Source organism: Nostoc sp., from assembly GCF_036917755.1.
In the GTDB taxonomy this organism is placed as follows: domain Bacteria; phylum Cyanobacteriota; class Cyanobacteriia; order Cyanobacteriales; family Nostocaceae; genus Nostoc.
This window is the reverse complement of record NZ_JBALFC010000001.1, coordinates 39,879-64,471: the sequence shown is the minus strand read 5'-3', so window position 1 is coordinate 64,471 and position 24,593 is coordinate 39,879. Positions and strand designations below refer to the sequence as shown.

At 42.9% G+C, this 24,593-nt stretch carries 26 protein-coding genes and 2 pseudogenes; 15 read left to right on the top strand and 13 right to left on the bottom strand.

Features of this window, described 5'->3' with window-relative positions; all coding sequences use genetic code 11:
• The first annotated feature begins 59 nt into the window (after positions 1 to 59).
• Positions 60 to 1,628, top strand: coding sequence for an HlyD family efflux transporter periplasmic adaptor subunit (locus V7L05_RS00340; RefSeq protein WP_335160736.1), 1,569 nt, complete (start codon positions 60 to 62; stop codon positions 1,626 to 1,628).
• Positions 1,629 to 1,666: 38 nt separating this feature from the next.
• Positions 1,667 to 2,164, top strand: a complete 498-nt coding sequence (locus V7L05_RS00335; RefSeq protein WP_335160734.1) for a DUF427 domain-containing protein — start codon at positions 1,667 to 1,669, stop codon at positions 2,162 to 2,164.
• 347 nt (positions 2,165 to 2,511) lie between these two features.
• Here V7L05_RS00335 and purQ read toward each other — a convergent pair whose 3' ends face one another.
• Positions 2,512 to 3,186: a phosphoribosylformylglycinamidine synthase subunit PurQ gene (gene purQ, locus V7L05_RS00330; protein ID WP_335160732.1), complete on the bottom strand. Its 675-nt coding sequence runs from the start codon at positions 3,184 to 3,186 to the stop codon at positions 2,512 to 2,514.
• A 90-nt stretch (positions 3,187 to 3,276) separates the two neighbouring features.
• A complete protein-coding gene (purS, locus tag V7L05_RS00325; RefSeq protein WP_335160730.1) occupies positions 3,277 to 3,555 on the bottom strand; it encodes a phosphoribosylformylglycinamidine synthase subunit PurS in 279 nt (92 codons plus the stop codon).
• A 145-nt stretch (positions 3,556 to 3,700) separates the two neighbouring features.
• Between purS and V7L05_RS00320 the strand changes: the two genes are divergently transcribed.
• Positions 3,701 to 4,105 carry a Fur family transcriptional regulator gene (locus V7L05_RS00320; RefSeq protein ID WP_335160728.1) on the top strand — a complete coding sequence of 135 codons (405 nt, stop codon included), beginning with the start codon at positions 3,701 to 3,703 and terminating at the stop codon, positions 4,103 to 4,105.
• A gap of 144 nt (positions 4,106 to 4,249) precedes the next feature.
• Positions 4,250 to 4,486 (top strand): type II toxin-antitoxin system Phd/YefM family antitoxin, encoded by a 237-nt coding sequence (locus V7L05_RS00315; protein WP_335160726.1) that lies wholly within the window; start codon positions 4,250 to 4,252, stop codon positions 4,484 to 4,486.
• 29 nt (positions 4,487 to 4,515) lie between these two features.
• Here V7L05_RS00315 and V7L05_RS00310 read toward each other — a convergent pair.
• The 5 genes and pseudogenes from V7L05_RS00310 to V7L05_RS00290 all read right to left on the bottom strand — a co-directional run bounded on the left by V7L05_RS00310 (position 4,516) and on the right by V7L05_RS00290 (position 7,998).
• Positions 4,516 to 5,085 (bottom strand): annotated as a pseudogene (locus V7L05_RS00310) (Uma2 family endonuclease).
• A gap of 166 nt (positions 5,086 to 5,251) precedes the next feature.
• Positions 5,252 to 5,647: a PIN domain-containing protein gene (locus tag V7L05_RS00305; protein WP_335160724.1), complete on the bottom strand. Its 396-nt coding sequence runs from the start codon at positions 5,645 to 5,647 to the stop codon at positions 5,252 to 5,254.
• Between the two features lie 5 nt (positions 5,648 to 5,652).
• The gene (locus V7L05_RS00300; protein ID WP_335160722.1) at positions 5,653 to 5,898 is read right to left on the bottom strand and encodes a hypothetical protein; all 246 of its coding nucleotides are present in this window, start codon (positions 5,896 to 5,898) and stop codon (positions 5,653 to 5,655) included.
• Positions 5,899 to 6,414: 516 nt separating this feature from the next.
• Entirely contained in the window at positions 6,415 to 7,422 is a 1,008-nt protein-coding gene (locus V7L05_RS00295) for an SPFH domain-containing protein (RefSeq protein WP_335160720.1), read from the bottom strand.
• A gap of 141 nt (positions 7,423 to 7,563) precedes the next feature.
• Positions 7,564 to 7,998, bottom strand: a complete 435-nt coding sequence (locus V7L05_RS00290; RefSeq protein ID WP_335160718.1) for an NfeD family protein — start codon at positions 7,996 to 7,998, stop codon at positions 7,564 to 7,566.
• 213 nt (positions 7,999 to 8,211) lie between these two features.
• Between V7L05_RS00290 and V7L05_RS00285 the strand changes: the two genes are divergently transcribed.
• Entirely contained in the window at positions 8,212 to 10,233 is a 2,022-nt protein-coding gene (locus tag V7L05_RS00285; protein WP_335160716.1) for a PP2C family protein-serine/threonine phosphatase, read from the top strand.
• 188 nt (positions 10,234 to 10,421) lie between these two features.
• Here V7L05_RS00285 and cobM read toward each other — a convergent pair whose 3' ends face one another.
• Positions 10,422 to 11,237, bottom strand: a complete 816-nt coding sequence (gene cobM, locus V7L05_RS00280) for a precorrin-4 C(11)-methyltransferase (protein ID WP_335160714.1) — start codon at positions 11,235 to 11,237, stop codon at positions 10,422 to 10,424.
• Between the two features lie 235 nt (positions 11,238 to 11,472).
• The gene (gene lgt, locus V7L05_RS00275) at positions 11,473 to 12,348 is read right to left on the bottom strand and encodes a prolipoprotein diacylglyceryl transferase (RefSeq protein WP_334946843.1); all 876 of its coding nucleotides are present in this window, start codon (positions 12,346 to 12,348) and stop codon (positions 11,473 to 11,475) included.
• A gap of 238 nt (positions 12,349 to 12,586) precedes the next feature.
• Here lgt and V7L05_RS00270 point away from each other — a divergent pair, with 238 nt between their 5' ends.
• The 6 genes from V7L05_RS00270 to V7L05_RS00245 all read left to right on the top strand — a co-directional run bounded on the left by V7L05_RS00270 (position 12,587) and on the right by V7L05_RS00245 (position 16,544).
• Positions 12,587 to 12,790, top strand: coding sequence for a hypothetical protein (locus tag V7L05_RS00270; RefSeq protein ID WP_335160711.1), 204 nt, complete (start codon positions 12,587 to 12,589; stop codon positions 12,788 to 12,790).
• Positions 12,791 to 12,846: 56 nt separating this feature from the next.
• On the top strand, positions 12,847 to 13,398 hold the full coding sequence (gene coaD, locus V7L05_RS00265) for a pantetheine-phosphate adenylyltransferase (protein ID WP_335160709.1): 552 nt from the start codon (positions 12,847 to 12,849) through the stop codon (positions 13,396 to 13,398).
• Complete coding sequence (locus tag V7L05_RS00260; RefSeq protein WP_335160707.1) at positions 13,308 to 13,976, top strand: DivIVA domain-containing protein; 669 nt, start codon at positions 13,308 to 13,310, stop codon at positions 13,974 to 13,976. Before coaD ends, V7L05_RS00260 begins: the two co-directional genes overlap by 91 nt.
• A gap of 293 nt (positions 13,977 to 14,269) precedes the next feature.
• On the top strand, positions 14,270 to 15,796 hold the full coding sequence (locus V7L05_RS00255; protein WP_335160705.1) for an AAA family ATPase: 1,527 nt from the start codon (positions 14,270 to 14,272) through the stop codon (positions 15,794 to 15,796).
• 2 nt (positions 15,797 to 15,798) lie between these two features.
• Positions 15,799 to 16,149, top strand: a complete 351-nt coding sequence (locus tag V7L05_RS00250) for a hypothetical protein (RefSeq protein WP_335160703.1) — start codon at positions 15,799 to 15,801, stop codon at positions 16,147 to 16,149.
• Positions 16,137 to 16,544, top strand: coding sequence for a hypothetical protein (locus tag V7L05_RS00245; protein ID WP_335160701.1), 408 nt, complete (start codon positions 16,137 to 16,139; stop codon positions 16,542 to 16,544). The genes V7L05_RS00250 and V7L05_RS00245 overlap by 13 nt, the downstream gene beginning before the upstream one ends.
• A 47-nt stretch (positions 16,545 to 16,591) precedes the next feature.
• On the opposite strand, the gene V7L05_RS00240 is transcribed toward V7L05_RS00245, so the two are convergent.
• The 3 genes from V7L05_RS00240 to cysS form a co-directional block, all read right to left on the bottom strand.
• Positions 16,592 to 17,938: a TldD/PmbA family protein gene (locus V7L05_RS00240; RefSeq protein WP_335160699.1), complete on the bottom strand. Its 1,347-nt coding sequence runs from the start codon at positions 17,936 to 17,938 to the stop codon at positions 16,592 to 16,594.
• 133 nt (positions 17,939 to 18,071) lie between these two features.
• A complete protein-coding gene (locus V7L05_RS00235) occupies positions 18,072 to 19,511 on the bottom strand; it encodes a TldD/PmbA family protein (RefSeq protein ID WP_335160697.1) in 1,440 nt (479 codons plus the stop codon).
• Positions 19,512 to 19,599: 88 nt separating this feature from the next.
• A complete protein-coding gene (cysS, locus tag V7L05_RS00230) occupies positions 19,600 to 21,066 on the bottom strand; it encodes a cysteine--tRNA ligase (protein ID WP_335160695.1) in 1,467 nt (488 codons plus the stop codon).
• Positions 21,067 to 21,202: 136 nt separating this feature from the next.
• Between cysS and V7L05_RS00225 the strand changes: the two genes are divergently transcribed.
• Positions 21,203 to 22,300: a CobW family GTP-binding protein gene (locus V7L05_RS00225; RefSeq protein ID WP_335160693.1), complete on the top strand. Its 1,098-nt coding sequence runs from the start codon at positions 21,203 to 21,205 to the stop codon at positions 22,298 to 22,300.
• 152 nt (positions 22,301 to 22,452) lie between these two features.
• Here V7L05_RS00225 and V7L05_RS00220 read toward each other — a convergent pair whose 3' ends face one another.
• Positions 22,453 to 23,295, bottom strand: coding sequence for an Rpn family recombination-promoting nuclease/putative transposase (locus V7L05_RS00220; RefSeq protein ID WP_335160691.1), 843 nt, complete (start codon positions 23,293 to 23,295; stop codon positions 22,453 to 22,455).
• 24 nt (positions 23,296 to 23,319) lie between these two features.
• Here V7L05_RS00220 and V7L05_RS00215 point away from each other — a divergent pair.
• The 3 genes and pseudogenes from V7L05_RS00215 to V7L05_RS00205 all read left to right on the top strand — a co-directional run.
• Positions 23,320 to 23,487 (top strand): annotated as a pseudogene (locus V7L05_RS00215) (D-aminoacyl-tRNA deacylase); the annotation flags it as partial.
• A 104-nt stretch (positions 23,488 to 23,591) separates the two neighbouring features.
• On the top strand, positions 23,592 to 23,933 hold the full coding sequence (gene psb28, locus V7L05_RS00210) for a photosystem II reaction center protein Psb28 (protein WP_334950345.1): 342 nt from the start codon (positions 23,592 to 23,594) through the stop codon (positions 23,931 to 23,933).
• 100 nt (positions 23,934 to 24,033) lie between these two features.
• Positions 24,034 to 24,546: a MogA/MoaB family molybdenum cofactor biosynthesis protein gene (locus tag V7L05_RS00205; RefSeq protein ID WP_335160688.1), complete on the top strand. Its 513-nt coding sequence runs from the start codon at positions 24,034 to 24,036 to the stop codon at positions 24,544 to 24,546.
• The last annotated feature ends 47 nt before the right edge of the window (positions 24,547 to 24,593 follow it).

Sequence of the window (24,593 nt, the reverse complement as noted above, 5' to 3'; positions counted from 1 at the left end):
GGCATTGATAAATAGTGCCCATCCTACAAAAAATCCCAAACCCAAAAACCAAAATCGTTATGACTCAACTTAATGGGAATCAACTTAACGGCAATCAGAAAAACGGAGTAAGGCAAGATTCACAGATAATTAGAAAACAACAGAAAGCTGCTCAAGAGTCTTTAACTAACTCAAACAATCAGGAATTTGAGCAATCCATTGTCTTGCGCCAATCTCCAATTTGGTCGCGTACAATCATGGTTACTCTAATACTGCTAGCCTGTTTTGGAATTGGTTGGGCTTATTTTGCCAAAATTGAGCAAGTAGTGCCAGCAACAGGGCAATTAAAACCACAAGGAACAGTCAAAGAAATTCAGGCTCCTGTGAGTGGAGTGGTGAAAACGGTTAATGTTAAAGATGGACAAGAAGTAAAACCAGGAGATTTGCTGCTGACTTTTGATTCTATCGCTTCTGTTGCTGAATTAAATTCTTTGAATAAAATTCGCCTTGCATTAATTAAAGAAAACCAGATTTATCGCCGATTGATGGGTGCAAGTACCAACACAGGATCTGAAGTCTCATATTTGGGCGGGAATTTGCCACCAGAAACTGCTTTTCTGTTGAAAAGTCGGGCAGCACTAGTAGCAGAAAATGAATTATTGCGGACTCAATTAAAAAATTCCGGTCAAGATTATGCGGTAGGAATTGATGAGCAAAAACTTCTACAAGTTGCCAAAAAAGAATTAGACTCTCGCTCCTTGGCAGCGCGATTGGAAGTAGAAAAAACTAAAAAACAACTTAGTCAAAATCAATTTAAGCTGGAAGATAGCAAAGCAAGTTTAGCTATTCAACGAGGGATTTTAAATAAGCTGAAGACATTAGCACAAGAAGGTGGAATTTCTCAACTTCAGTATCTCAACCAGCAACAAGAAGTACAAAACCGCACGGCGGAAGTAGCACAACTAGGTGAGGAAACAAAACGCCTCCAGTTTGATATAGAAAAAGGACGACAAGAGTTAAACAATACGGTGGCTCTTTCTGATAAGACCATTTTGGATAAGATAGCTGATAACAAACAGCGTATTGCCGCAATCGATAGCCAATTCATGAAAGTTGTGCTGGATAATGAGCAGCGTTTGGCAGATGTCAATAGTAAAATCTCTCAATCACAGTTAAATATTAGATATGAAGAACTCCGTGCGCCTGTAGCTGGAAAAATTTTCGATTTACAAGCAAAAAACCCTGGATTTGTGGCGACTCCAACGACAAAACTGCTGCAAATTGTCCCAAATGAAAACTATATAGCTGAAGTTTTCATCACTAATAAAGATATTGGTTTTGTGCGAAAAGACATGAAGGTAGATGTCAGAATTGACTCCTTTCCTTACAGCGAGTTTGGCGATATCAAAGGAAAAGTGATTGACATAGGGTCAGACGCATTACCGCCAGATCAAACACATCAGTTTTATAGATTTCCGGCAAGAGTCTCATTGGATAAACAATCTTTAGTGATTAAAGGTAAAAAAGTCACCTTGCAATCAGGTATGTCCATCAGTGCCAATATCAAAGTGCGCGAAGAACGGAGTGTGATCAGTTTATTCACTGAGTTGTTTACCAAGCAAGTTGATACTCTTAAAGAGGTACGTTAGTAGTTGTAGTCAAACAATTTTCAGTTTTGAATGGTTAAATGGTTAATTCTCAACGCATCGAACCTGCTGCTGGACAAGAATCAGTTTGGGATTACCCCCGTCCTCCTCGTCTGGAGGACACAAGTAAGCATATCCAAATTATCTTTAACGGAGTAATAATTGCAGATACCCACAACCCCAAACGTGTTTTAGAAACTAGTCATCCTCCTTCTTACTACATTCCTCCTGCGGATATCAAAATGGAATATTTGCAGCTGATGCCGCAATCTAGCTTTTGCGAGTGGAAGGGAAGTGCTAGTTATTACACAATTCGAGTTGGTGAAAAAGAAGTCCAGAATGCTGCTTGGTTCTACCCTAACCCGACACCAGCTTTTGGTTCTCTCAAGGACTATGTAGCTTTTTATGCTCATCTAATGGATAATTGCTACGTGGATGGCGAAGAAGTGCAACCACAACCAGGTAACTTCTACGGCGGTTGGATCACCAGTGATATTGTTGGGCCTTTCAAAGGCGCTCCTGGTAGTTGGGGATGGTGAGCCAATTTAAAAAAATTCGTAATTCGTAATACTTCTCTAGGAGAGGCTGCGCTCAGTACAAGTTCGTAATTCGTAATTACAGCAGTTTTGATCTATTTGAACCACATCTGTCGTAGGGGCACAGCATTGCTGTGCCCCTACCGCGTGGTCTATTTACATGAAAACAGCTGTAAGTTTTGTGGCAGGGTCTAAATCCCCGTTACAAAACTTACGGCTTGTTAGTTGCCGGAGACTTAAACCCACCGAATTTGTTAACTCGATGTGCGACTTATTCTTGTCGCCCCAAGTTGCTAGTTATTCATTGCAGCGATCGCTCTCTAACCCAACCTAGTCGCCCGATATTTGCTCTAGGCTAATGCCGCTACTTTCTCTAACAATCCCTGAAACAACCTCAAGCCATCGCTATTCCCCAGCATCGCGTCAGACGCCCTTTCTGGGTGCGGCATCATCCCCAACACATTGCCTCGGCGATCGCAAATCCCGGCAATGTTATTTAGTGAACCGTTGGGATTTTCCCCTTCATAGCGAAACACAACTTGCCCGTTATCTTCAATTTGTGTGAGAGTGGCTTGATCAGCGTAAAATCGCCCTTCTCCGTGGGCAATGGGCAAAGTGATCACTTCACCATTGCTATAAGCTTGCGTCCATAAGAGATTAGTCCGCTCAACTTTCAAGGGAACGCGATCGCAGATAAAATGCAAATCCCGATTTCTAGTTAACACTCCTGGCAAAAGTCCAGCTTCAGTTAATACCTGAAAACCGTTGCAAATACCGAGGACAAACTTACCTTTTTGGGCGTGTTCGACAACCTGCTGCATCACCGGTGAAAAACGGGCGATCGCACCACAGCGCAGATAATCCCCGTAACTAAAACCACCAGGTATAATTACGACATCCAAATCAGCGATGTCCGTTTCTTGATGCCAAACCATGCGAGTCGGTTGTAAGAGCAAATCTCTGGTTACATAAGCAACATCGCGATCGCAATTAGAACCTGGAAAAACAACAACGCCGAATTTCATGATTAGTCAAGGGGAGTGGGGAGTGGGGGGAGATGAGGGAGATGAGGGAGATGAGGGAGAAAGCAATGCCCCATGCCCCATGCCCAATCCTTAAAATACCCCAGTTTGGGTTTCGACCTCAATCAAATCAAAGCGGTAATTTTCAATTACGGGATTTGATAGCATTTGGTTACAAATGCTATCAAGGTCTTGACGCGCTTTCTTTTCATCAGTCGAAGTGATGGTGAGTTCAATGTACTTACCAATCCGCACCTGGTCAACGTTATCGTATCCCATTTGCTGAAGACCGGATTGTACAGCCACACCAGCAGGGTCTAAGACTGAAGGACGAAGCGTCACGAAAATTTTGGCTAAATACTTAGTTTGCACGGGCTTTTGCTGAATGCTGCGATCGCTATACTATAACTTTATCCTCCAACTGAGTGAAAATAAGATTACGAAGCGGTTAAAGTTAATTGATCAATTAGCCCATCTAATCAGCTTCCACTACAGTGGCATATTTAAATAATTGTCTATGAGAGCTATACGCACCCGCAGTCAAGAGCGTATTTTCAACCTATTGAAAACCATCAAAAAAGGCATTTCCGCCCAGGATATTTACGTAGAGCTACGTAATACTAATCAGAGCATGGGTTTAGCGACAGTTTACCGCTCCCTAGATGCCTTAAAACTAGAAGGCATAGTACAAGTGCGGAATTTGGCTAACGGTGAAGCCCTCTACAGCCTAGCGCAGCAAGACAAACACCACCTTACTTGCTTGCAATGCGGTGTCTCAATTCCGATTAATCAATGCCCCGTTCATGACCTAGAAGACCAGTTAGAATCCAACCATAAGTTTAAAGTTTTTTACCACACCCTAGAGTTTTTTGGGTTGTGCAGCCAGTGCCAAGTAAATCAAGCTACTGGGATTGTTCAATAGTCATACTCATTTTATCTGAGGTTGCACTTATTCTCCCAGAGACTAAAGCCTGCGTCAGTAGGCTAATTATGTGCATTTTCATCAAGAAATGGTATTAGCAGGAAATTTTCTTTGATCTTCAAGCTTAACTACAGGAGTAATGGAGTGTTGAGAATTAGCGTTGAAGAAGCAGCTATGAATTTAAAATCTTTCTTGGAACGAGTAGCTAGGGGAGAAGAAGTAATTTTGCTAGAGCAAGATAAAGCCGTAGCTCGTTTGGTTGCTTTCCGACAAAAAGAACAACGGTTAGCAACTATGAAAAAATTTCGAGATTCGCTGGCGATTAAGGGTGAGTCTTTGAGTGCAACTGTCATAAATGCACGTACAGAGCAAAGTCGTTGATTTATTCAGATACAAGCATTATGCTTTATTCAAACAAAACTTAACCAACTAAATACGTCTGCAACTGTTAATTGCCAATTTTCCAAAACACTCAAAACGGGTAAAAAATCTTGCTTCTCTTTTAATTATGGTAATTTGTTGGGTTCAAAAATCATGATTGACTCATCATCAGAATCGAGCAACCAACCTAGCTTTGCTCCATGTTGGATAGAAAATGTAATTTTGCGGATAACTCGGTTGGGTGATTGTTCTGGTGAGAGAATTTCAATTATCCAATCTGGGGGAATTTCAAATTTATTTGTAATTCTGCCTTTTCCATCAAGGGGAATTCTTTGCCATTCAAACACAGCAATATCCGGTACTATTGAACGACCTTCAAATGTACAGCGTAATTCAGGAAAGGCATAAGCTAATTTTTGTGGTTTTGTCACTTGATTTATGGCAGAAGCTAATTCAATTTGTAAAGTGCTATGTTTTCCTTGTGGGATAGGTTTTTGGTAGATTTGCCCGTTAAAATACTCGCTTGCTGGTTTGGTTTCTGGTAGTTTTAAGAACTCTTCTACACTTAATGCTGTGGTTGGCTGAATAGATAACGTCATAATTTACAACTTATCAAAACTTGATTATTTTATCACTAGAATAATGTGGCAATTTAGTGTGTAGGCGTAGCCCATCCTAGAGATCGCGCTAGCTTACCGTCAGGTATCGCCTCAAATTTATTAATAATAATCACTTGTCCTTCATTTGATACTTTATTTCATCTATTTATTCTGGCTGAACCCAATCAATTTCTAAACGCTTAAAATCTCTGTCAAAAGAAACTATTGTCTCTCCTTTTTGACGAGCAATTTCTGCCAAATAAGCATCGATAAAATCGACATTAGCATTAGCCATGCGTTTAAAGGCGGCTGTTACTTGTTCTAAATCATCTAACAAAATTCCTTCTGCGCCTACTAAAGGCAACAAAACTTCAGCAATTTGCACGCGAGAATATTTATAAAACGAAGACAAAACCCAAACCACTTCTGCGACGACAATTAGCGAAAGTCGAAGCGTAACTTCCCCAGATTCAGCCTTTTGTATTAGTTTTAAAGCTCGTTGTGCTAAATCAGGTGGTTCTCCAGTGAGAAAACGGAGCAAGATGTTAGCATCTACCCACAAATTAGTTATGATTTATCAGTGGAACTTTTTTGAGCTAAAGTTTCGCCAACTATTTGACGAATTGCTTCTTTACTTGGATAGGCAATAGTTGTATGTAAAACACCATAAAATTCACTGAGGCGTTTTTTTGGAGTTTTCTCGATTGCTTGAGTACGAAATTTGATGGATGTAATAAGATCGGTAACTTCCTCTAGCTGTTGTTCGTTGAGGTTATCTAATTCTTGCTTGATGTGTTCTTTGCTGACTGTCATTTTTTTATCTCTCAGAGTTTCGATACACTCACTTGTTTTAATGTCCCAAAGCTTTATTGTTTGATCATAGCGATTATGGCGCTTCTCGTTTGGATGAAATACACGACAATAGACGGTAGGGGCACAGCATTGCTCATTGGTGTCAACTTAACGTCAAACCCAAGCAAATTGCGTTATACCAAGTCCACTCAATTACTAATTATGCCCTCGCAACCCCACCCCGCTTTTGTCTAATAAGGTTTTTTGATGACACGCCGCTAATCGCAAAGACGCGATAAATCGCCGTCTCTACAAAGGGCTGCTTATTGTAAAGACGGCGATTTATCGCGTCTCTTGCCTTAACCGAAGCGTATTGCCCGTGAACGGGGAGGGGATTAAAGGGTGGGGTAAAATGACTGTGGAATGAGCTTTCTGACTTAAGTTGTCACCAATGGTCAGAGGCTAAAAACGAGGTTTGGAAAGGGTTTTAAACTTAAGTTGACACCAATGCCACTCCCCACTCCGCACTCCCCATTCCTAACTAGGACGCTTGTTTTCTAACCCTGGTATTTGCTTAGGAAACAACTCGTTAGAGTCAACCTGACCATTTGAGATAATGGAGCGCATACCCTCGAAAGCAGCAGGGATAGTGCGCGGATCTATAAATAAGACCTTGCTGCTATCGCTTTTACCAATTGTCGCGCCCATATCCAGATAGCCCAAAGCAAACAGAACTTCCACTGCTTTATTGGCATTAGGATTAGAGTGGAGCTTTTGGGCGATAATTTCTGTAGACTCTGCGATCGCCTGCGCTTTTAAAACCTGCTGCTGACGTTCAGCTTGAGCTTTCAAAACGATCGCCTTTTGTTCAGCTTCCGCTTGCAAAATTGTCGATTTTTGACGAGCCTCGGCATCCAATATTTGCGCCTCAGCTTTACCTCTAGCACTATTGACAGCAGCTTCGCGTTCGCCCTCAGAAGTTAAAATTGCTGCCCGTTTGCGTCGTTCTGCCGACATTTGCAATTCCATCGATTCTCGCACCGCCTGAGATGGAATAATATCTCGCAGTTCTACCCGTGTCACTTTCACACCCCAAGGATCAGTAGCAACGTCCAAATCCTGTAATAAAAGTTCACTGATGTGGGAACGAGCAGTAAAAGTTTGATCCAACTCTAGTTGTCCCATTTCGGCGCGAATTTGAGTTAGCACCATGTTTACCATTGCCGACTCCAGATTTTCTACCTTGTACCAGGCTTTTTCCATATCCACAATGCGCCAGTAAAACACTGCATCTACCTCAATGCCAACGTTGTCACGGGTGATGCACTGTTGGGGAGGAATATTTAAGACTTTTTCTCGGATAGTTTCTCGGTAGACAACTCTATCTAGGAAAGGAATGACAAAGTTTAGTCCTGGTTCCAGTTTTTTGTTATAACTACCCAATCTTTCCACCAAAGCTTGATTGCCTTGATTGACAACTTTCACAGATCCTGCTAGAGCAGAACCACCAAGGGCTAAAAAGACAATCAAAAAGATGCTTTCCATTGTGAATCTCCTGATTTTTAAGTATTAAATGTCAAAGGGAAGGGGAGTAGGGAGTGGGGATGAGGGGAATGAGGGGGATGAGGGAGTGAGGGAGAAGAATTAATGCCCAATGCCCAATGCCCAATGCCCAATGCCCAATAACTAAGAATTCAACAAATTTTCTGGTATCACAATCAAAGTAGTACCTTCTCTCCTAACCACATAAACTCTTTGATGGGGTGGTACGGTAAATTTGTCATCATCGCATCTTGCTTGCCAAGAATTTCCCTCATACCGCACCCGCCCTGTTTTCCCAGGCAGAATTTCTGTTAAGGTTTCAGCTATGACTGCATCCCGAATTTTAGATTTGCGTTGTCGCGGTTGCAAAAACCGACGAGAAAGCACGATTAGTGCTGTGGAAACCAACAGCCAAACCCCAATTTGCAACCATACACTTCCTAAACCCACTCCAGACAGCAGCGCCACCACAAAAGCGCTAATTCCCATCATGAAGGCGACAAACGCCGATGGTAAGAACAATTCCGTTAGACATAGAATTGCTCCTGCCAGAAGCCAGATTAAGGTAAAACTTGGCATAACGCCATCCTAAACTCTACATTGACGTAAATCTATTTCTACAATTAGATACAGCCAGACGTAAGTTATTTACAGAAATCAAAACTTGGTCTTTTTACCAATAATTTTGATTAATTTCAGTAACAAGGTGTAGCTAGCGGTACACCAATCCAGTCTATTCTAGCCTTCAAGTCATTGCCAATAAGTTGATTGGTTTCTTAAATTTATATCTTTATGATTTCTACTCAACTGATAATCTATTGTATAAATCCAGGCTGTAATAGCCCAATTAATCCTATGGAAGATAGTGTTTGTGCCAGTTGTCAAACTCCTTTAGTTCACCGCTATCTTTGGGCTACTGGCTCATTGTCTGCTCAAATCTCACCAGGTACTAAGGTTGCAGACAGGTATGAGGTAATTAGTCCCCAGATTTGGCTGGATACTCAACCGGGACTGCCGCCAGATGTACCTGAAGAATTGCCAAAAGAAGTAATTCCTTATCTACTGTTATATCAAGAGCGGTTGCATTTGCCCCAGGCTTATGGGTTTGCTTCTAACTTTGAAAGACATACAACTGATGTCCTTTTATTGGAAAATGTGCCAATAGATGAGACAGGAAATATTTATCCAACTATTGTTGAGGCATGGGAGCAAGCAACGGCGGTACGACAAGTTTATTGGCTGTGGCAAATTCTCCAACTTTGGATACCTTTATCAGAATTGGGACTTAGCCGCAGTTTATTGGTAGTAGATAACTTGAGAGTCCAAGGTTGGTGTGTGCAACTGTTGGAACTCTATCAAACACCAGCAGATGAGAAGCTAAGTTTACAAAATCTGGGGCAATGTTGGCGGTTTTGGGTAGCGTCTGCAAAGGCATCAGTCGTCAAAGGGTTAGAGAACATAGTCCAGCAGATGTGTGAAACTGAGGTTGAGTTAGAAGCTATTAATATTCAACTTAATAATTTACTACTAGCATCTGCGGCAGAATTGCCATTAGTTCTGAAGGTGGCAGGCTCTACAGATATTGGTCTAGTTATGGCACAAAATGAAGACGCTTGCTACCCCAATGCTTTGAGTAACTTAGATGAACCTTTATTGTCTCACTTGTCGATTGTTTGCGATGGCATTGGCGGACATGAAGGCGGCGAGGTTGCCAGTAAGTTGGCAGTGCAGTCTGTAAAGTTGCAAATTCGCGCTTTATTAACGGAGGTAACAGAACAAACTGTACTTGTACCACCAGAGTTGTTGCAGGAACAATTAGAAGCAAGCTTACGAGTAGTAAATAATCTGATTTCTGCCCGCAATAACGAACAAAAACGCCAAGGCAAAGAACGCATGGCTACAACTATTGTAATGGCGGTACAAGTTCCCCAACAAGTAGAGACGAGTACTGACTGGCAATCAAATAATACTCATGAACTTTACTTGGCTAATGTTGGCGATAGCCGTGCCTATTGGATTACTCGTAATTATTGTCAACTACTGACAGTAGATGATGATGTGGCAACGCGGGAAGTACGCTTTGCTAAAAGTTTGTATCGGAAGGCACTCTTGAGAGCAGATGCTAGTGCTTTAACTCAAGCATTGGGGACAAGAGATGCAGAATCTTTACGTCTTAAGCTTCAGCGATTGATTGTGGAAGAAGATGGCATATTGCTACTGTGTTCTGATGGTTTAAGTGATAATAACTGGGTAGAACAATCTTGGCAGGATTATGCCATACCCGTGTTCACAGGTGAACTGACAGTTGAAGATGCTGTCCGCAATTGGATTAACTTGGCAAACGAAAAAAATGGGCGTGATAATACGTCGGTTGTTCTCACTTATTACCGTGTCTCTCCAGAATACTTAGTACCTGTGACTCCGGCGTTGCCTGAAGAGATTATAGAAACAGAAATACAAGAGGAACTAGAGGAACCAATTTCTTTTACAGAAAGTTCGCAAACTTTGCCAGATTTGGATCTAGATTTGGATCTAGATTTGGATCTAAATTTGGATCTAAATTTGGATCTAGATTTGGATCTAGATTTGGATCTTTCAGAGGAACCATTTATAAGCCCAGTAATCCCACCAACTTTAATTACAAAACCTAAGCGGGATAAACGTTTGGTAATGTTGGGGGGAGTGTTGGCGTTGCTTGTGGGGGGTACAAGTCTGGGATTATTTGCTTGGTGGCAAATTAATCCTCAAGGATTCCAGCAGATGTGTCGGCAACTTCCCCAAGGAGTGCAGCAACTTTGTCCGCCAGAAAAGTAAGGACTGGGGACTAAAGAATAGATTATACCGAAATGTCGTGATGTTAAGACTAAATGTCGTGATGTTAAGACTAAATGTCGTGATGTTGGTAAGAACAGCCTTTACATTCAGGATGACGGCTAATTACCGCTCGTGCCGCTTTCCTCTCAGCCCTCACAGAGACTGAGTTTCCCGCATTCCGTGAGGTCTTATGAGCGAAATAAATGACTATGTTGGGGATGATATAAACGCGATCGCCCTTTTGCTGTCGAGAGTGCTGGACTGATTATATAAAGTGTAGTGCGAATTAGGTTTTCTTGATGAGTGCAGTCTGCCATTTGATTAAGGGGGACAACCCTGATTTTTTCATCAGGCCAGCCGATGCGAAAGCAAATTGCAATGGGAGTTTCGGCTGGGTAATGTTCGAGTAGTTTAGCTTGGGCATTTTCGACGTGACGCGCACTGAGATATAGGCAGAGGCTAGCCTGATGCGCTGCAAGAGAGGCTAATTCTTCAGTGGCAGGGACTTCTGTACGTCCACTGATGCGTGTCAAAATGATGGTTTGGACTAAACCAGGGACAGTCAGTTCGACTTTTAGTTTAGCAGCAGCAGCTTGAAAGGCGCTGATGCCTGGTATAACTTCAAAAGGGATATTTGCCTCGGCGAGGAGGTGCATTTGCTCGTGGATGGCGCTGTAGAGGCTGGGGTCGCCAGAATGGAGACGGACTAGAGATTTGTGCTGCGATCGCACCCTATCGATCATAATCGGTAAAATCTCTTCTAAAGTCTGATTTGCAGTTCTAATTATCTCCGCATCTTCTCGGCAAAGTTCTAAAATCTGTTCGGGTACTAAAGAATCAGCAAATAAAATTACATCAGCAGCAGCCAGTAGTTTCTGCGCCTTCACCGTTAATAAATCAGGATCTCCAGGGCCTGCCCCCACAATATACACAGATGGTTCTACAGCATATAATGTTTTTTTATAGCTTAAGTCTTCTGTATATTCACTCTTAAAAGCACACACGGCAATCCCTCAAAAAATTTTTTGGGCATTTTCTCAGTATCTTTCCGGATTCACCCTCTTCTCCTAGTAGAGAGTAATGGTAGATGCACCCTGGTTAAGCCCTAGAGAATATTCTGGGGCATTTTTTATTTTTAGTCATTAGGCATTGGGCATTGGGCATTAGGCATTGGGCATTGGGCATTGGGCATTGGTTATGCTCCTCATCTCCCTCATCCCCCTCATCTCCCCACTCCCCTCATCTCCCACTCTCCCCATTTAGCTTAGGAGTAGGAACTACATCGGGTAAAGGGCGTTTAAGTAAGTAAAGCCAAGCCAACCCAACTAATCCCAATAAAATTCCTAGACTACTGACTACTTGTGCCATCCGTAAAAACCCTAGCATCAAGCTATCAGTGCGAAAGCCTTCAATCCACAAGCGTCCTAAGCTGTAAGCTGGCCAGTAAACTAGAAAGAGCGTGCCTACCCTCAGACGTGGCTTACCGGATAAAGAGCGGAAAAACAACGTTATTAGTAGCGTAAACACCATTAAATCCCATAGAGATTCGTAGAGGAAGGTGGGATGAAAGTAATCGAAACTAGCATATTCTAGAGGACGATGGTCTGGTGGAATATACAGCTTCCAAGGTAAATTAGTAGGATTGCCAAAAGCCTCAGAATTAAAGAAATTGCCCCAACGTCCGATCGCCTGCCCTAAAATCAGCGAAGGTGCTACTAAATCTGCTAGTTGCCAGAAAGAAACCTGCTTGATTTTGGCAAAGATTAACGCAGCCAAAACGCCACCAAGAATTGCTCCGTGAATCGCAATACCTCCTTCCCAGATAGCAAAGATTTTTCCTGGAGTTTGGGCATATTTTGACCACTCAAAGAAAACGTAATATAGCCGTGCGCCAGGAATTGCCCCAATCAACAACCAAAAAAACAAATCGCCTAGCAACTCAGGATTGACATTACGGCGTTTTGCCAAATGCTGGGAAAGGATGACGCCAATTAATACTGCTGTGGCAATCAATAAGCCATACCAACGGATAGTTAATGGCCCTATTTTCACCAGAATCGGTCCTGGAGAAGTAAATTGAAACGCCAAGGGCAAGGCGGAAAAATCCAGTGCCATGAGAAATTACCTAAAAAAGTTCGTTAACTACCCGCGCACTTTGCTAAGTACGCACTTTCTTGTGTCTCGAATACTGGGGAGTTACGCTTGAATCTATCACAATGGAATTGTGAAGACGCAGGTAAAAATCCAGCATCCATATTTAGGAGTCTAGAACAATTGAGTTTACAGCAGTTTTCATTTATTTGAACCACATCTGTTCTAATGGCACAGTAATGTTCATTGGTGTCAACTTAAGGTGAAAGCCAGCCTAGAACCAGCTTTTAGCAGATTATCTCATTATCTCGTTTATCTCGTTCCCAGTCTCCGACTGGGAATGCCCCTCATTGAGGCTCCGCCTCAAGACTGGTGGCAGAGCCACCAGGAACTGCATTTCCAGCCAGAGGCTGGAAACGAGATTTTAACATTTTTACCCAGAGCGCAAGATGGTAGATTTGAGTAAGTTACACAAAACTGTTTCGATATAATCACCTAAACAACTTTGATCTATCTAAAATTGTGATTGCTATTTATCCTGGTAGCTTCGACCCCATAACCTTGGGACATCTTGACCTCATCGGGCGCGCTAGTCGGCTGTTTGAGCAGGTGATTGTCGCTGTACTGCGGAACCCTAACAAAATGCCACTTTTTAGTGTGCAGCAACGGCTAGATCAGATCCGTCATTCTACACAACATCTACCGAATGTAGATGTAGACAGCTTTGATGGTCTTACCGTCAACTATGCCCAAATGCGAAAAGCACAAGTTTTGCTACGGGGTTTACGGGCTGTGTCAGATTTTGAAGTGGAACTGCAAATGGCTCACACTAATAAAACTCTTTCTACCGAAATAGAAACAGTTTTTCTCGCAACCTCAAATGAGTATAGTTTTTTAAGTAGTAGTGTGGTAAAAGAGATTGCAAGGTTTGGTGGTTCTATCGATCATCTTGTTCCCCCACACATTGCTCTAGAAATATACCAATGCTACAATCACAACTCTCCAATGTTGAACCCAATCTCAACGGAAGCAATCCCCCCCCTCAAGAATATCTCGGTGGAGAGGGAAGCATAGATATTCAGCAGGAACTCAACCGCCTAGAGGAAATGGTTCTCTCTAGTCTCAGGATTCCACTGACGGGACGCACACTCATAGATGAAGAAAAGTTACTCGATCAGCTTGATTATATCCGGCTGGCTTTACCATCACTTTTTCAAGAAGCAGCAGTGATTCTGGAACAAAAGGATGAAATTCTGCTGGAAGCGGAAGAGTATGGCCAGCAGGTTGTTGAGGCCGCGCAAGCAAAAAGAGCGCAAATTTTAGCTGAAAGCAATATTATTCAACAGGCAGAACAAGAAGCTGAACAACTGCGGCGACAAGCGCAGCAAGAGTGTGAGGCGATAATGCAAGAAACTCTCGCCGAGATTGACCGCAAGCGATATGCTTGTCAGCAAGAGTTAGAGCAAATGCGACAAACTGCGATCGCACAGGCTCAAGAAATTGAAGATGGTGCTGATGAATATGCCGATGGCGTCCTGGGAAATATCGAGCAGGATCTCAAAGATATGTTGCGAATTATCACCAACGGACGGCAACAATTACAAATTGATAACCTCACTCAGCGCAATTCACCTCCTGGGAAAAAAAGATAAACTGTAGTCCTAGCATTTACCAGTTTGGGCTGACGGGATTGTATAAAGATGGTTTGATACATTTTTCTCATAGAGATGCAATGTACACATCCCATTTGTACAAAAGATGCTTTCCTAGAGGCGCGACAGCTGACTGAGCGGCGTTGCGAGTATCAGGATATAACCAGGTTTTATCTAACGAGACTCAAAATTTCTCAGGTTGCACAGTCAAACTAGAAGAAGGAGGTCTATTCTGTTTGTGAGCCACATCTGCTTGGCACATTTGCAATTTTTTCTGCCAACAGAGGAATATTATGCTAACTAGGTTGAAAGTTTCTGGTTTTAAGAACCTCGTCGATGTTGATGTCCAATTCGGGGCATTTACCTGTGTAGCCGGGGCTAATGGGGTTGGTAAATCTAACTTATTTGATGCGATTAAATTTTTAAGTGCGATCGCGGATATTCAACTAATTGAAGCTGCCTTATCTGTGCGAGATGAAGGAGGTCGTACAGCTGATGTACGTAGTCTGTTTCACCGCGTTGGTGACGAGTATGCAGATAAAATGTCCTTTGATGCCGAGATGATTGTACCAGAAGAGGGTGTAGACGATCTAGGGCAAAAGGCGGAAGCTAGTATTACTTTTCTTCGCTACTCTATCATCCTCGCTTACAGACCAGATGATGGCTTGCGGTCTTTAGGTTCTCTGAAAATCATTAAAGAGGAGTTAGTTCACATCAATCTTGGTGATGCCAAGAAAAACTTATTGTTTCCTCACACTGTTGAGTGGCGTAAATCAGCAGTTAAGGGGCGACGAACTTCACCATTTATTTCAACCGAGGACGACAAAGGAAAGACAGTAATTAAGCTACATCAAGACGGGAGGAATGGAAAACCCTTGTCTCGGTTAGCGATGAATCTTCCCCGAACCGTGCTATCTGTGGCTAATGCGGCGGAAAGTCCAACGGTGCTGCTGGCGCGAAGAGAAATGCAATCCTGGCGGCTACTTCAGTTAGAACCTTCAGCACTACGGCAGCCAGACGAATTTACATCGCCCACAAAATTAGACATGGATGGTTCTCACTTAGCTGCAACACTCTATCACTTGGCACGGATCAACAAAAATCATCCCATAAATGGACTGTCAGATGATCAGGCGGAAGCACAGGTTTACAGCCAAGTTGCCAATCGGCTGGCAGAACTGATTGATGATGTGGGTGAAGTAGGAATTGACCGGGATGAACGACGTGAAATTTTGACGGTAATAGTTACTGGCAAAGACAGTACATCACATCCAGCAAGGGCGCTATCAGGTGGAACCCTGCGCTTTTTGGCATTAGCAGTTCTAGAATTAGACCCTCAAGCACAAGGTCTTTTGTGTATAGAAGAGCCGGAAAACGGTCTTCATCCAGAGCGTATTCTCAAAATACTCAAACTACTTCAAGACATTGCTACTGATGTTGATGAACCTATTGGGATAGATAACCCCCTTCGTCAAGTAATCATCAACACTCACTCACCTTCAGTAGTTATGCAAGTACCTGACGACAGCCTATTGGTTGCTGAATTAAAGGAAACAGTAGATTCAGGGAAGCGATTTAAGCGAGTATCGTTTGCTTGTCTACCTGACACTTGGCGACAGAAAGACCCAGAAGGCATGAATGTTGTACCCAAAAACAAATTACTTGCTTACTTGAATCCGGTAGTACTTGGTGAATCAGAGCCTGAGAGTAATGGAAAAGTAGGAAATCTCCAGCAATCAAAACCAATACAACCCAAAAAACGTCGAGTTGTGGATAGAACTGACCTTCAACCACTAATTCCCGGTTTTCCTACTGAATAGGCATGAAAGAACTTTGCTACACTTTGCTGTCAGACGGCAGCTCAGATAAAGCACTGATGCCTATCCTCACCTGGTTATTACGGGCGAATCAGGTTGAGTGTGCTATCCAGTCTAATTGGGCGGATTTGCGACGTTTACCCAAACCACCGAAAAAGTTATTACCACGGATTATTAACAGCTTAGAACTCTATCCTTGTAATCTCTTGTTTATCCACCGAGATGCAGAAAGAGAACCACGCGAAAAACGTATAACGGAAATTTTAGAAGCGCTAAAAGCAGTTAAAAAATCAGTAGTAGTGCCACCTCATGTTTGTGTGATTCCGGTACGTATGCAGGAGGCGTGGCTGTTATAGCAGTCGCCAAAGCCGTTAGGACAGTTGGCGGGAAACGCGCCTTCAACAGCGTACTTTGTGATTTTATTGCTGTCCTAAGCTACCTGTCCGTTGCTATATTTGACGAAGCAGCGCTACGGAAAGCGGCAGGTAATCCTCGTGGGTGTCAGCCATTACAACTGCCAGATATCCGTAGACTTGAACAACTACCTGATCCAAAAGATATTCTCTATGAACTTCTGTGCAAAGCTAGTGGGTTGACAGGTCGGCGGCTAAAGCAATTCTCGGTTAACGAACGTGTACACCGATTAGCTGAACTAATTGATGACTTTTCACCACTTAGAGCTTTGTCTGCTTTTCAATTACTGGAAACTGAAATTCAACAAGTTATAAAAACACAAGGTTGGTGTTCCTAATAGAGATGCAAAATTTTGCATCTCCAAAACATATTTGCATGAAATCATTACAGGGTGTAAGTAAAATCTTCTACCAGCATACCGGGAACTAAACTACCTCCAAGTTGACGACTTTCATAAGTACCTACTTCGGGAATGAATTCTTGAAAATTGGTCAAATCTACTAAGTTTTCTCCCCAGAAGCGATAGAGACTTTCATCAAAACGCAAGTTTTCAATGGGGGCAATAATTTCTCCATTTTCTACCCAAAAACAAGCATAACGGGTCATGCCTGTGATTCTACCAGTTTGGCGATCGCTCCAATTCAAGTAATGCAAATTTGATAAATATAATCCTGTATCTAAACTCGGAAAAATCTGCTCAAATACTAAATTTCCTGGACTCACTTCTGGCGCTCGTAAAGTCTCTGAACCATTAGCACCATTGGCAATTTTTTGATATTCCTTAGCAGTTCGAGAATTCACCAGAGTGTTTACTAAATCTCCTTTTTCTATTATAGGTATCTCCGGCGCTGCTATTTCTCCCAATTCATTAAATCGCGGTACTAATCCCCGTTGAAAGTTTTCTTTCAAACTAAATGCGGTCGAAAGTTGTTTTTCTTCACGCCATAGAGCAGCTAAAGCGCTGTTTCCTTGTTGGATATCAGCTTCGCTCACAGATCCCCAAGAAAGCATCATTAATAAATCTGCAACAGCAGCAGGTGCAAAATAAGTTTTGTATTGTCCCCGTGGCAATTCTTTAACTGGGCGAGAAAGCAATTCTAGTTGCTTTTTGGCTTCGCTGATTTTGGCTATATAAGCAGATTTATCCCAATCACTCCCGGCAAATGTGCCTTTAACTGCTTGTCCAGAGGTGGTGAATAGAGAATAATCTAAGGTAAAAGAATCAGTAGCAAACCAGTGTTTCTGTCCGTTAGAATCACCATAAGCTTTAATTACTATTCCCCCTGCATATATGCCAGTAAAATCTAATTCAGCAACTAGCTCCAGCACAGTTGGTACTACTGCTTCCGCCGCCAATAAATTCCCAGAATGTAGTTCTCGACTGGTATTATTTCCTGATGGCAAAACTAGATATGGATCGATGGGTAATAGAATAAGTTCCTGACGTAGTTCCTGCAAAGCAGCATATGTTAACTGCCAATCTACGTCCCAATTTCCAGTAAAGGGAAACTGTCGAACACTGCTATGTTGGTCTGCCATCAAAGTTAGTTCAATCCAACCATCAGCAACACAACCAGTTTGTCGTACTTTCGCATGATTGAAACGAGTAAATTGACTTCTTTCACTGCTTAGTCTTACAGTAAAGTGTTCATTTTCTGCTTTTTTGATAAGTAGAGTTTCAATCAGTCGATTAAAGCTGACTTCTAACGCAGATAATTCCTCAATTTTCATGGATATTAAATATTAATAGGGAGTGGGGAATAGGGAGTGGGGAGTGGGGTAGATGCGGTGAGGTTAAGACGCAGGGACGTGGAGAATGAAAATGTCTACCGCGTCCCCATATCCCAGGGTCCCCGTGTCCTTTTCAAGTTCCTCCGCCAAAAACTTCGACATTAGCAAATACACAAACAGGTGAACCATGTCCTACCCAAATAGCCTGATTTGGTTCTCCTTTACCACAGTAGGGAGTACCATACATTTGCCAGTTGTCAGCATTTCCTACTTGGGTTAAGCTGTGCCAAAACTCTGGTGTTGTGGCGCGATAGTTGGGATTGCGGAGGGTTTTAGTAAATTTACCGTTTTCAATTAATTTAGCGTACTCACAACCAAATTGGAATTTGTAGCGGCGATCGTCAATTGACCAAGATCGGTTAGATTCCATGTAAACGCCGTGTTCTATCCCAGCAATAATGTCTTCAAAGGTAGCGTTTAAAGGTTCTAAATTCAAGTTTGCCATGCGATCAATCGCTGGTCGATTCCATGAGGAAGCACGGGCACAGGCAACTCCTGCTACACCTGCTCTTGCTTGACTCTCCAGACTGCCTAAACCCCGTTGGAGTACTCCTTCTTTAACTAAATACTCCCGCGTTGCGACAGCACCCGTATCATCAAAGCCATAGCTGGCATATTCACCAGGCACGGTCGGATCAAAGGTGATATTCATCAGTGGCGAACCATATACTAGGTTGCCAAAATCACTTTTATTAACAAAGCTGCCCCCAGCATAGTTACGCTCATCTCCCAAAATTCGGTCAATTTCGAGGGGATGCCCGACACTTTCATGGATTTGCAGCATCATTTGATCTGGGGCTAAAACTAAGTTGGTGCGGGTAGTTGGGCATTCTTCTGCTGTCAAAAGTTCTACAGCTTGTTCGCCAATTTGCCGCACCCGATGCCATAAATCTTCTTGTTTTAATAGTTCGAGTCCGCCTTGGTAACAGTTTGCTTGTGAGCCGTTGTTGCTGCGCTGCTGTACAATCACCCCATCTTGGGCAGTGGCTCCGTAATTAGTGCCTATAGATAGAATTTTTTGATAGACTTCTGAACCGTTGCTGCTGACAAACCAAGATTCTCTCTCGGTTGTGCTAGCACTGGCTATGGTTTGCACAATCTTGTCGTCAACTTTCAGCGTTTGGCAAATACGAATCAGTAAATCGTTGATTTCTCCCGGACTCAGAGCATCTAATGGCTCAAGAAATGGAGATTTATATTCACCAACGACTTTAGGGCGCTCACTTTCACGGAAGGGATGTATCCACCATTCACTGGCTGCTAGTGCCTGTTTATAGGCTATTCGAGCAGCCGCTTGTAGAGACGGTAATTCTAGAGAGTTAGTAGCTGCATAACCCAGACAGCCATTAACCAAAACCTCCAGCATAGCTCCTACAGTGAAGGATTTGCCATTTAACTGGGGTAAGGCGTCACGGACTAAACGAGTAGCAGAAGTCTCCTTTACGGCTCTGATACCAATCCAATCAGCAGGAATATCGAAACTAGCGATCGCTTTTTTAAGTTCAGACCACATAATTTAAGGAATTGGGAATTGGGAATTGGGCATTGGGCATTGGGCATTGGGGAAAGAATTCTTATAACTCCTAACTCCCCACTCCCCTCTAATTCCGATGCCAACGTGTGCCATCACGGCTATCAATTAGCGTAATACCTTCTGCTTGGAGTTCGTCACGAATGCGATCGCTTTCAGCAAAATTTTTCGCAATACGTGCTTCTTGCCTTTGCTGAATTCGCGCCTCAATTTCCGCATCGCTGAAACCACTACTCGTATGAATTTCGGCTTCTATCTCGGCTTCTAAACCTAAAACTCCAGCTAATGTGACGAGAGTTTGCCATTGACGCTGTAACTCCTCTGGTGATGTTTCGGTTTTCCCTTCATGTACAAGAATATTTCCCTCACGGCGCAGTTCTTTGGCTAATTCAAACAGCACTGTTAATCCACCAGGAAAATTAAAGTCATTATTCACAGTTTCTTGGAAATATTCAACAGTTTCAGGAAGTAGTGAGGCAGTTCCCACTCCCCATTCTCCACTCCCTACTCCCCATCCCAGTTGCTGACCGTATTGGCAGCCAAACAATAACCCTTCTTTAATGGTGTGCCAACCGTTAGTTGCTGCGGCGATCGCTTCATCGGTAAAATCTATGGGTGTGCGATATTGAGCGGTCAGCACGAACAAGCGTACTGCCATCGGGTCAACTCCTCGATCCAGTAAGTCCCGAATAGTGGTAAAGTTGCCCAAAGATTTGGACATTTTTTCACCATCTACCTTTACCATGCCGTTATGTAACCAGTAACGCGCTAGGGGTTTTCCTGTCACGGCCTCAGATTGGGCAATTTCGTTTTCATGGTGGGGAAAAATTAAGTCCGCACCACCAGCATGAATATCTATGGTATCACCCAAGCGATCGCGCACCATTGCCGAGCATTCTATATGCCACCCCGGACGACCTGCGCCCCAAGGTGATTCCCAAGCAGGTTCTCCCGGTTTTGCTGCCTTCCATAAGGCAAAATCAAAGGGGTCTTTCTTTTTCTGGTACTCTGGATCTTCCACGTTGACGCGATCGCTTTTCCCCGCTTGCATATCTTCTAACTTGCGTCCCGAAAGCTTGCCATACTCAGCAAACTGTCGGACTGCATAATACACATCGCCGTCAGTAGGGTAGGCAAAACCCTTATTTTCCAACTCATGAATTAACCGTTGAATGCCATTCATCGTATGGGTAGCGCGGGGATACTCATCGGCTTCTTTGATCCCTAGTCGCGCCATATCCTCAAAATATGCTTTGATGAAGCGATCGGCCACAGCTTCCATTGATGAATGTTCAACACAGGCTCGATTCAGAATCTTGTCATCAATATCGGTAAAATTTTGGATATATCGCACTTCATAGCCGATAAACTGGAGGTATCGGCGCACTACGTCCCAAACGATGCAAGCTCTAGCATGACCCAAATGGCAGTAGTCGTACACCGTCACGCCGCAGTAATACATCTTAACCTTGCCTGGTTCGACTGTTTCAAACGGTTCTTGACGACGGGTGAGCGTGTTGTAAAGTGTTAGGGTCATAACAGAGTAATGCTGAAATAGAGAGATACGTAATAATAGGGTAAGGCAGCTGGGATGACAGTCCAGCATCCCTATGCTAGTTTTTTCTGGACTATCTGCGCTACATTACTATTTTTTGATATTTGATAACAGCGCTATGCAATCAGCAGTTACACCCGAATCTTCCGCAATGGATACGCCCAAACAAGGAATGCCAGTAACAATTATTACGGGTTTCCTCGGTAGTGGCAAGACGACTTTACTTAATCATATCCTCAACAACCAACAGGGTTTGAAAACCGCCGTTCTCGTGAATGAATTTGGCGAAATTGGCATCGACAACGAGCTAATTGTTTCCACTGGTGAGAACATGGTGGAGCTAAATAATGGTTGTATCTGCTGCACTATTAATAATGATTTGGTAGATGCAGTTTACAAAGTTTTAGAACGCCAAGAAAATCTAGATTATCTAGTAGTGGAAACAACTGGATTGGCAGATCCGCTACCAGTAGCTTTAACATTTCTGGGCACAGAATTGCGTGATTTAACTCGTCTGGATTCGATTATTACCGTGGTAGACGCGGCGAATTACAGCCTAGATTTATTTAACTCTGAGGCAGCATACAGTCAGATTGCCTATGGTGATGTAATTGTGCTGAATAAGGCTGATTTAGTTGATGAACCGACTTTGAAGGAGTTAGAAAGAAAAATTAACGAAGTTAAGGAAGGAGCAAGAATTATTCGCGCTACGCGATCGCAAGTGCCACTTCCTTTAATTCTCAGTGTTGGTCTGTTTGAGTCTGATAAATATTTTGACACAGTGGTGGATGAACACGATCATCACGCTCATGATGACCACGATCACTCAACATGCGGTCACGATCATCACGATCATGACCATGACCATCACGATCACCATCATTCTGACCATTTAGAAAATGATGGTTTTACTTCCATATCTTTCCAAAGTGACAAGCCTTTTTCTATTAAGAAGTTTCAATATTTCTTAGATAACCAGCTACCCACAAATATCTTCCGAGCGAAGGGGATTATGTGGTTTGATGAAAGTCCGAAGCGTCATATTTTCCACCTTTGCGGTAAACGCTTCACTTTGGATGATGATGAATGGCAAGGTAAATTGAAAAACCAACTAGTGCTGATTGGTCAAAATTTGGATCGTGAGGCTTTAATTGCTCAACTCGAAAAGTGCATTTGTCTACCTTCAACCTCTCGCGGTAAAGGCTTTGGGAAATAAAAGTTAACAGACGCGATTAATCGCGTCTGTACGTTTAATGCTCGTTCCCAGCTGGAACCTGGGAACGCATTCTCAATGGCTCCGCCATCGATTTTCAGCAATGAAAATGAGATAATAGCGACGCTGAATAGCCCGTCGTAGACATCGCTTCCTCACTTCCCTGCATTACCAGCTTCTTCACTTACTAATTGCTGTACCTGCTCCACGGATAACCCCGTCACTTTCGCCACTATTGCCACCGAAATTCCCTCTTGGAGCAAATTCATCGCTACACGCTGCACTTCTTGGGCACGACCTTCAGCAAGACCTTCAGCAAGACCTTCAGCAAGACCTTCAGCAAGACCTTGGGCACGACCTTCGGCTAAACCTTCAGCAAGGATAGCTTGATAAGTTACTGACTCCTGCATAAGTTCCCTCCGCAGCAATTGTTGAATTATCTCCTTCTCTAATACTAGCCCAGCCAGAATGAACGCTGAGGCTGCAATATTGTTCTGAATACGTTGATCAGTAATTTCTGAAATTTCCTGAGCAACTTGTTGTAACGTAGCAGTGCGGTCATTTGTCTGACTTAACACCGCAAATGGTAATAATCCGGGATGCTCCAAAAATACACTTGTTGGTTGCTCCCAAAGACGAATTACCTCGAACCGATGAGAGGTTTCTTCCAAAGTGAATGTGGTTTGCTGCACAAGTTCTGAATTTGTCTGTTGTAGATAAATCACTACCTGACGCATTCGCTTGTTCTTGAAGCGGCGATACCCTCGCAACCGATAATCAATCATCCGAAAGGGAATATCAGCTTTGGGTTGGGTTTGGAATTCCAAATGCAGCACAACTTCATCGGATTGGAGCAATATTAGCGCATCGGCGCGGATTGGTTCCAGAGAAAGCTCAGAAGGGCTTAATTCTGTGAGGGTGATAGATTCTCCTAGCAGCCAAGTGGCAAAGTCACTGGAGAAAGTTTCAGCAAGGAACTTACAAACGTTATCGAACATTAAGACATTTTATCAGGTGGTAGCGATCGTTCAGCCGCTCCCCAATCAGCAGAAGATTTGTATAATCGTTTTGTTACCAAGTTAATATCTAGCGGTTTGCAGGTGGAAACAGGTCAATTTGGTGCAATGATCCAAGTTACAATTGAAAACGATCGCCCCGTAACTTTGTTACTTAAAAAAGAAGCAGTTTAAGTATATACACTAAAGAGATCAATAACAGTAGCCTCTAGACCGTGGTGTTCTAATTGGTGAGAGAATATTAAATTAACCATCCCAAAAGTTTAAATTCATTGATCATGGCGAAAATCCAGTTTTCTAAAGGTCTTGACGAAGAAGTAATTCCAGATGTGCGCTTGACGCGATCACGCACTGGCGACAGTGGTACAGCGACGTTTATTTTTACGAATCCAAAGATTTTAGATCAAGGCAGCACCGAAGATATTACTGGGATGTACTTGATTGACGAAGAAGGGGAGATAATTACCCGTGAAGTTAAGGCTAAATTTATCAACGGGAAACCGGAAGAATTAGAAGCACTTTACGTGATGAAATCTGCTCAAGAATGGGATCGGTTTATGCGCTTCATGGAGCGGTATGCTGAAGAAAACGATCTGGGACTGAGCAAAGCTGAAAAATAGGGCATTGGGCATTGGGCATTGGGCATAAGTAATTATTTTCATGTCCAATGTGCTATTCCCATGCCAAATTACTCGTTATCAAAAGTTGAAAGCTTAATCGATGACACAACAACCTCACCCAGACTCGCCTAGAATTACGGTAACTTGCGCTGTGGTTACTGTCAGCGATACACGCACTTTTGAAACAGACAAAAGTGGCCAGCTAATTCAGCAATTACTGCTTGGTGCTAACCATGCTGTAGGAGCTTATACGATTATCAAAGATGAACCAACACAAATTCAAGAGCAGATAGAAAATCTGGGTAAAAGCTTAAATTTGGATGCTGTAATTTTCAATGGTGGTACAGGTATTGCACCAAGAGATACCACCTACGATGCCATTGAGAAGTTGCTGGAGAAAACCTTACCAGGATTTGGTGAGTTATTTCGTTTTTTAAGTTATCAAGAAATTGGTTCGCGGGCGATCGCTTCTCGCGCCGTTGCTGGTGTTTATCAAAATAAATTAATCTTCTCGCTTCCTGGTTCCAGTAATGCTGTGCGACTGGCGATGGAAAAACTGATTTTGCCCGAACTCACTCACTTGGTAAGTCAGGTTTGTCAGGTGGTGAAATGAGCAGTTGTTCAGAAAGTTACCATAAGAACTTTTGTAAAACTAACAGA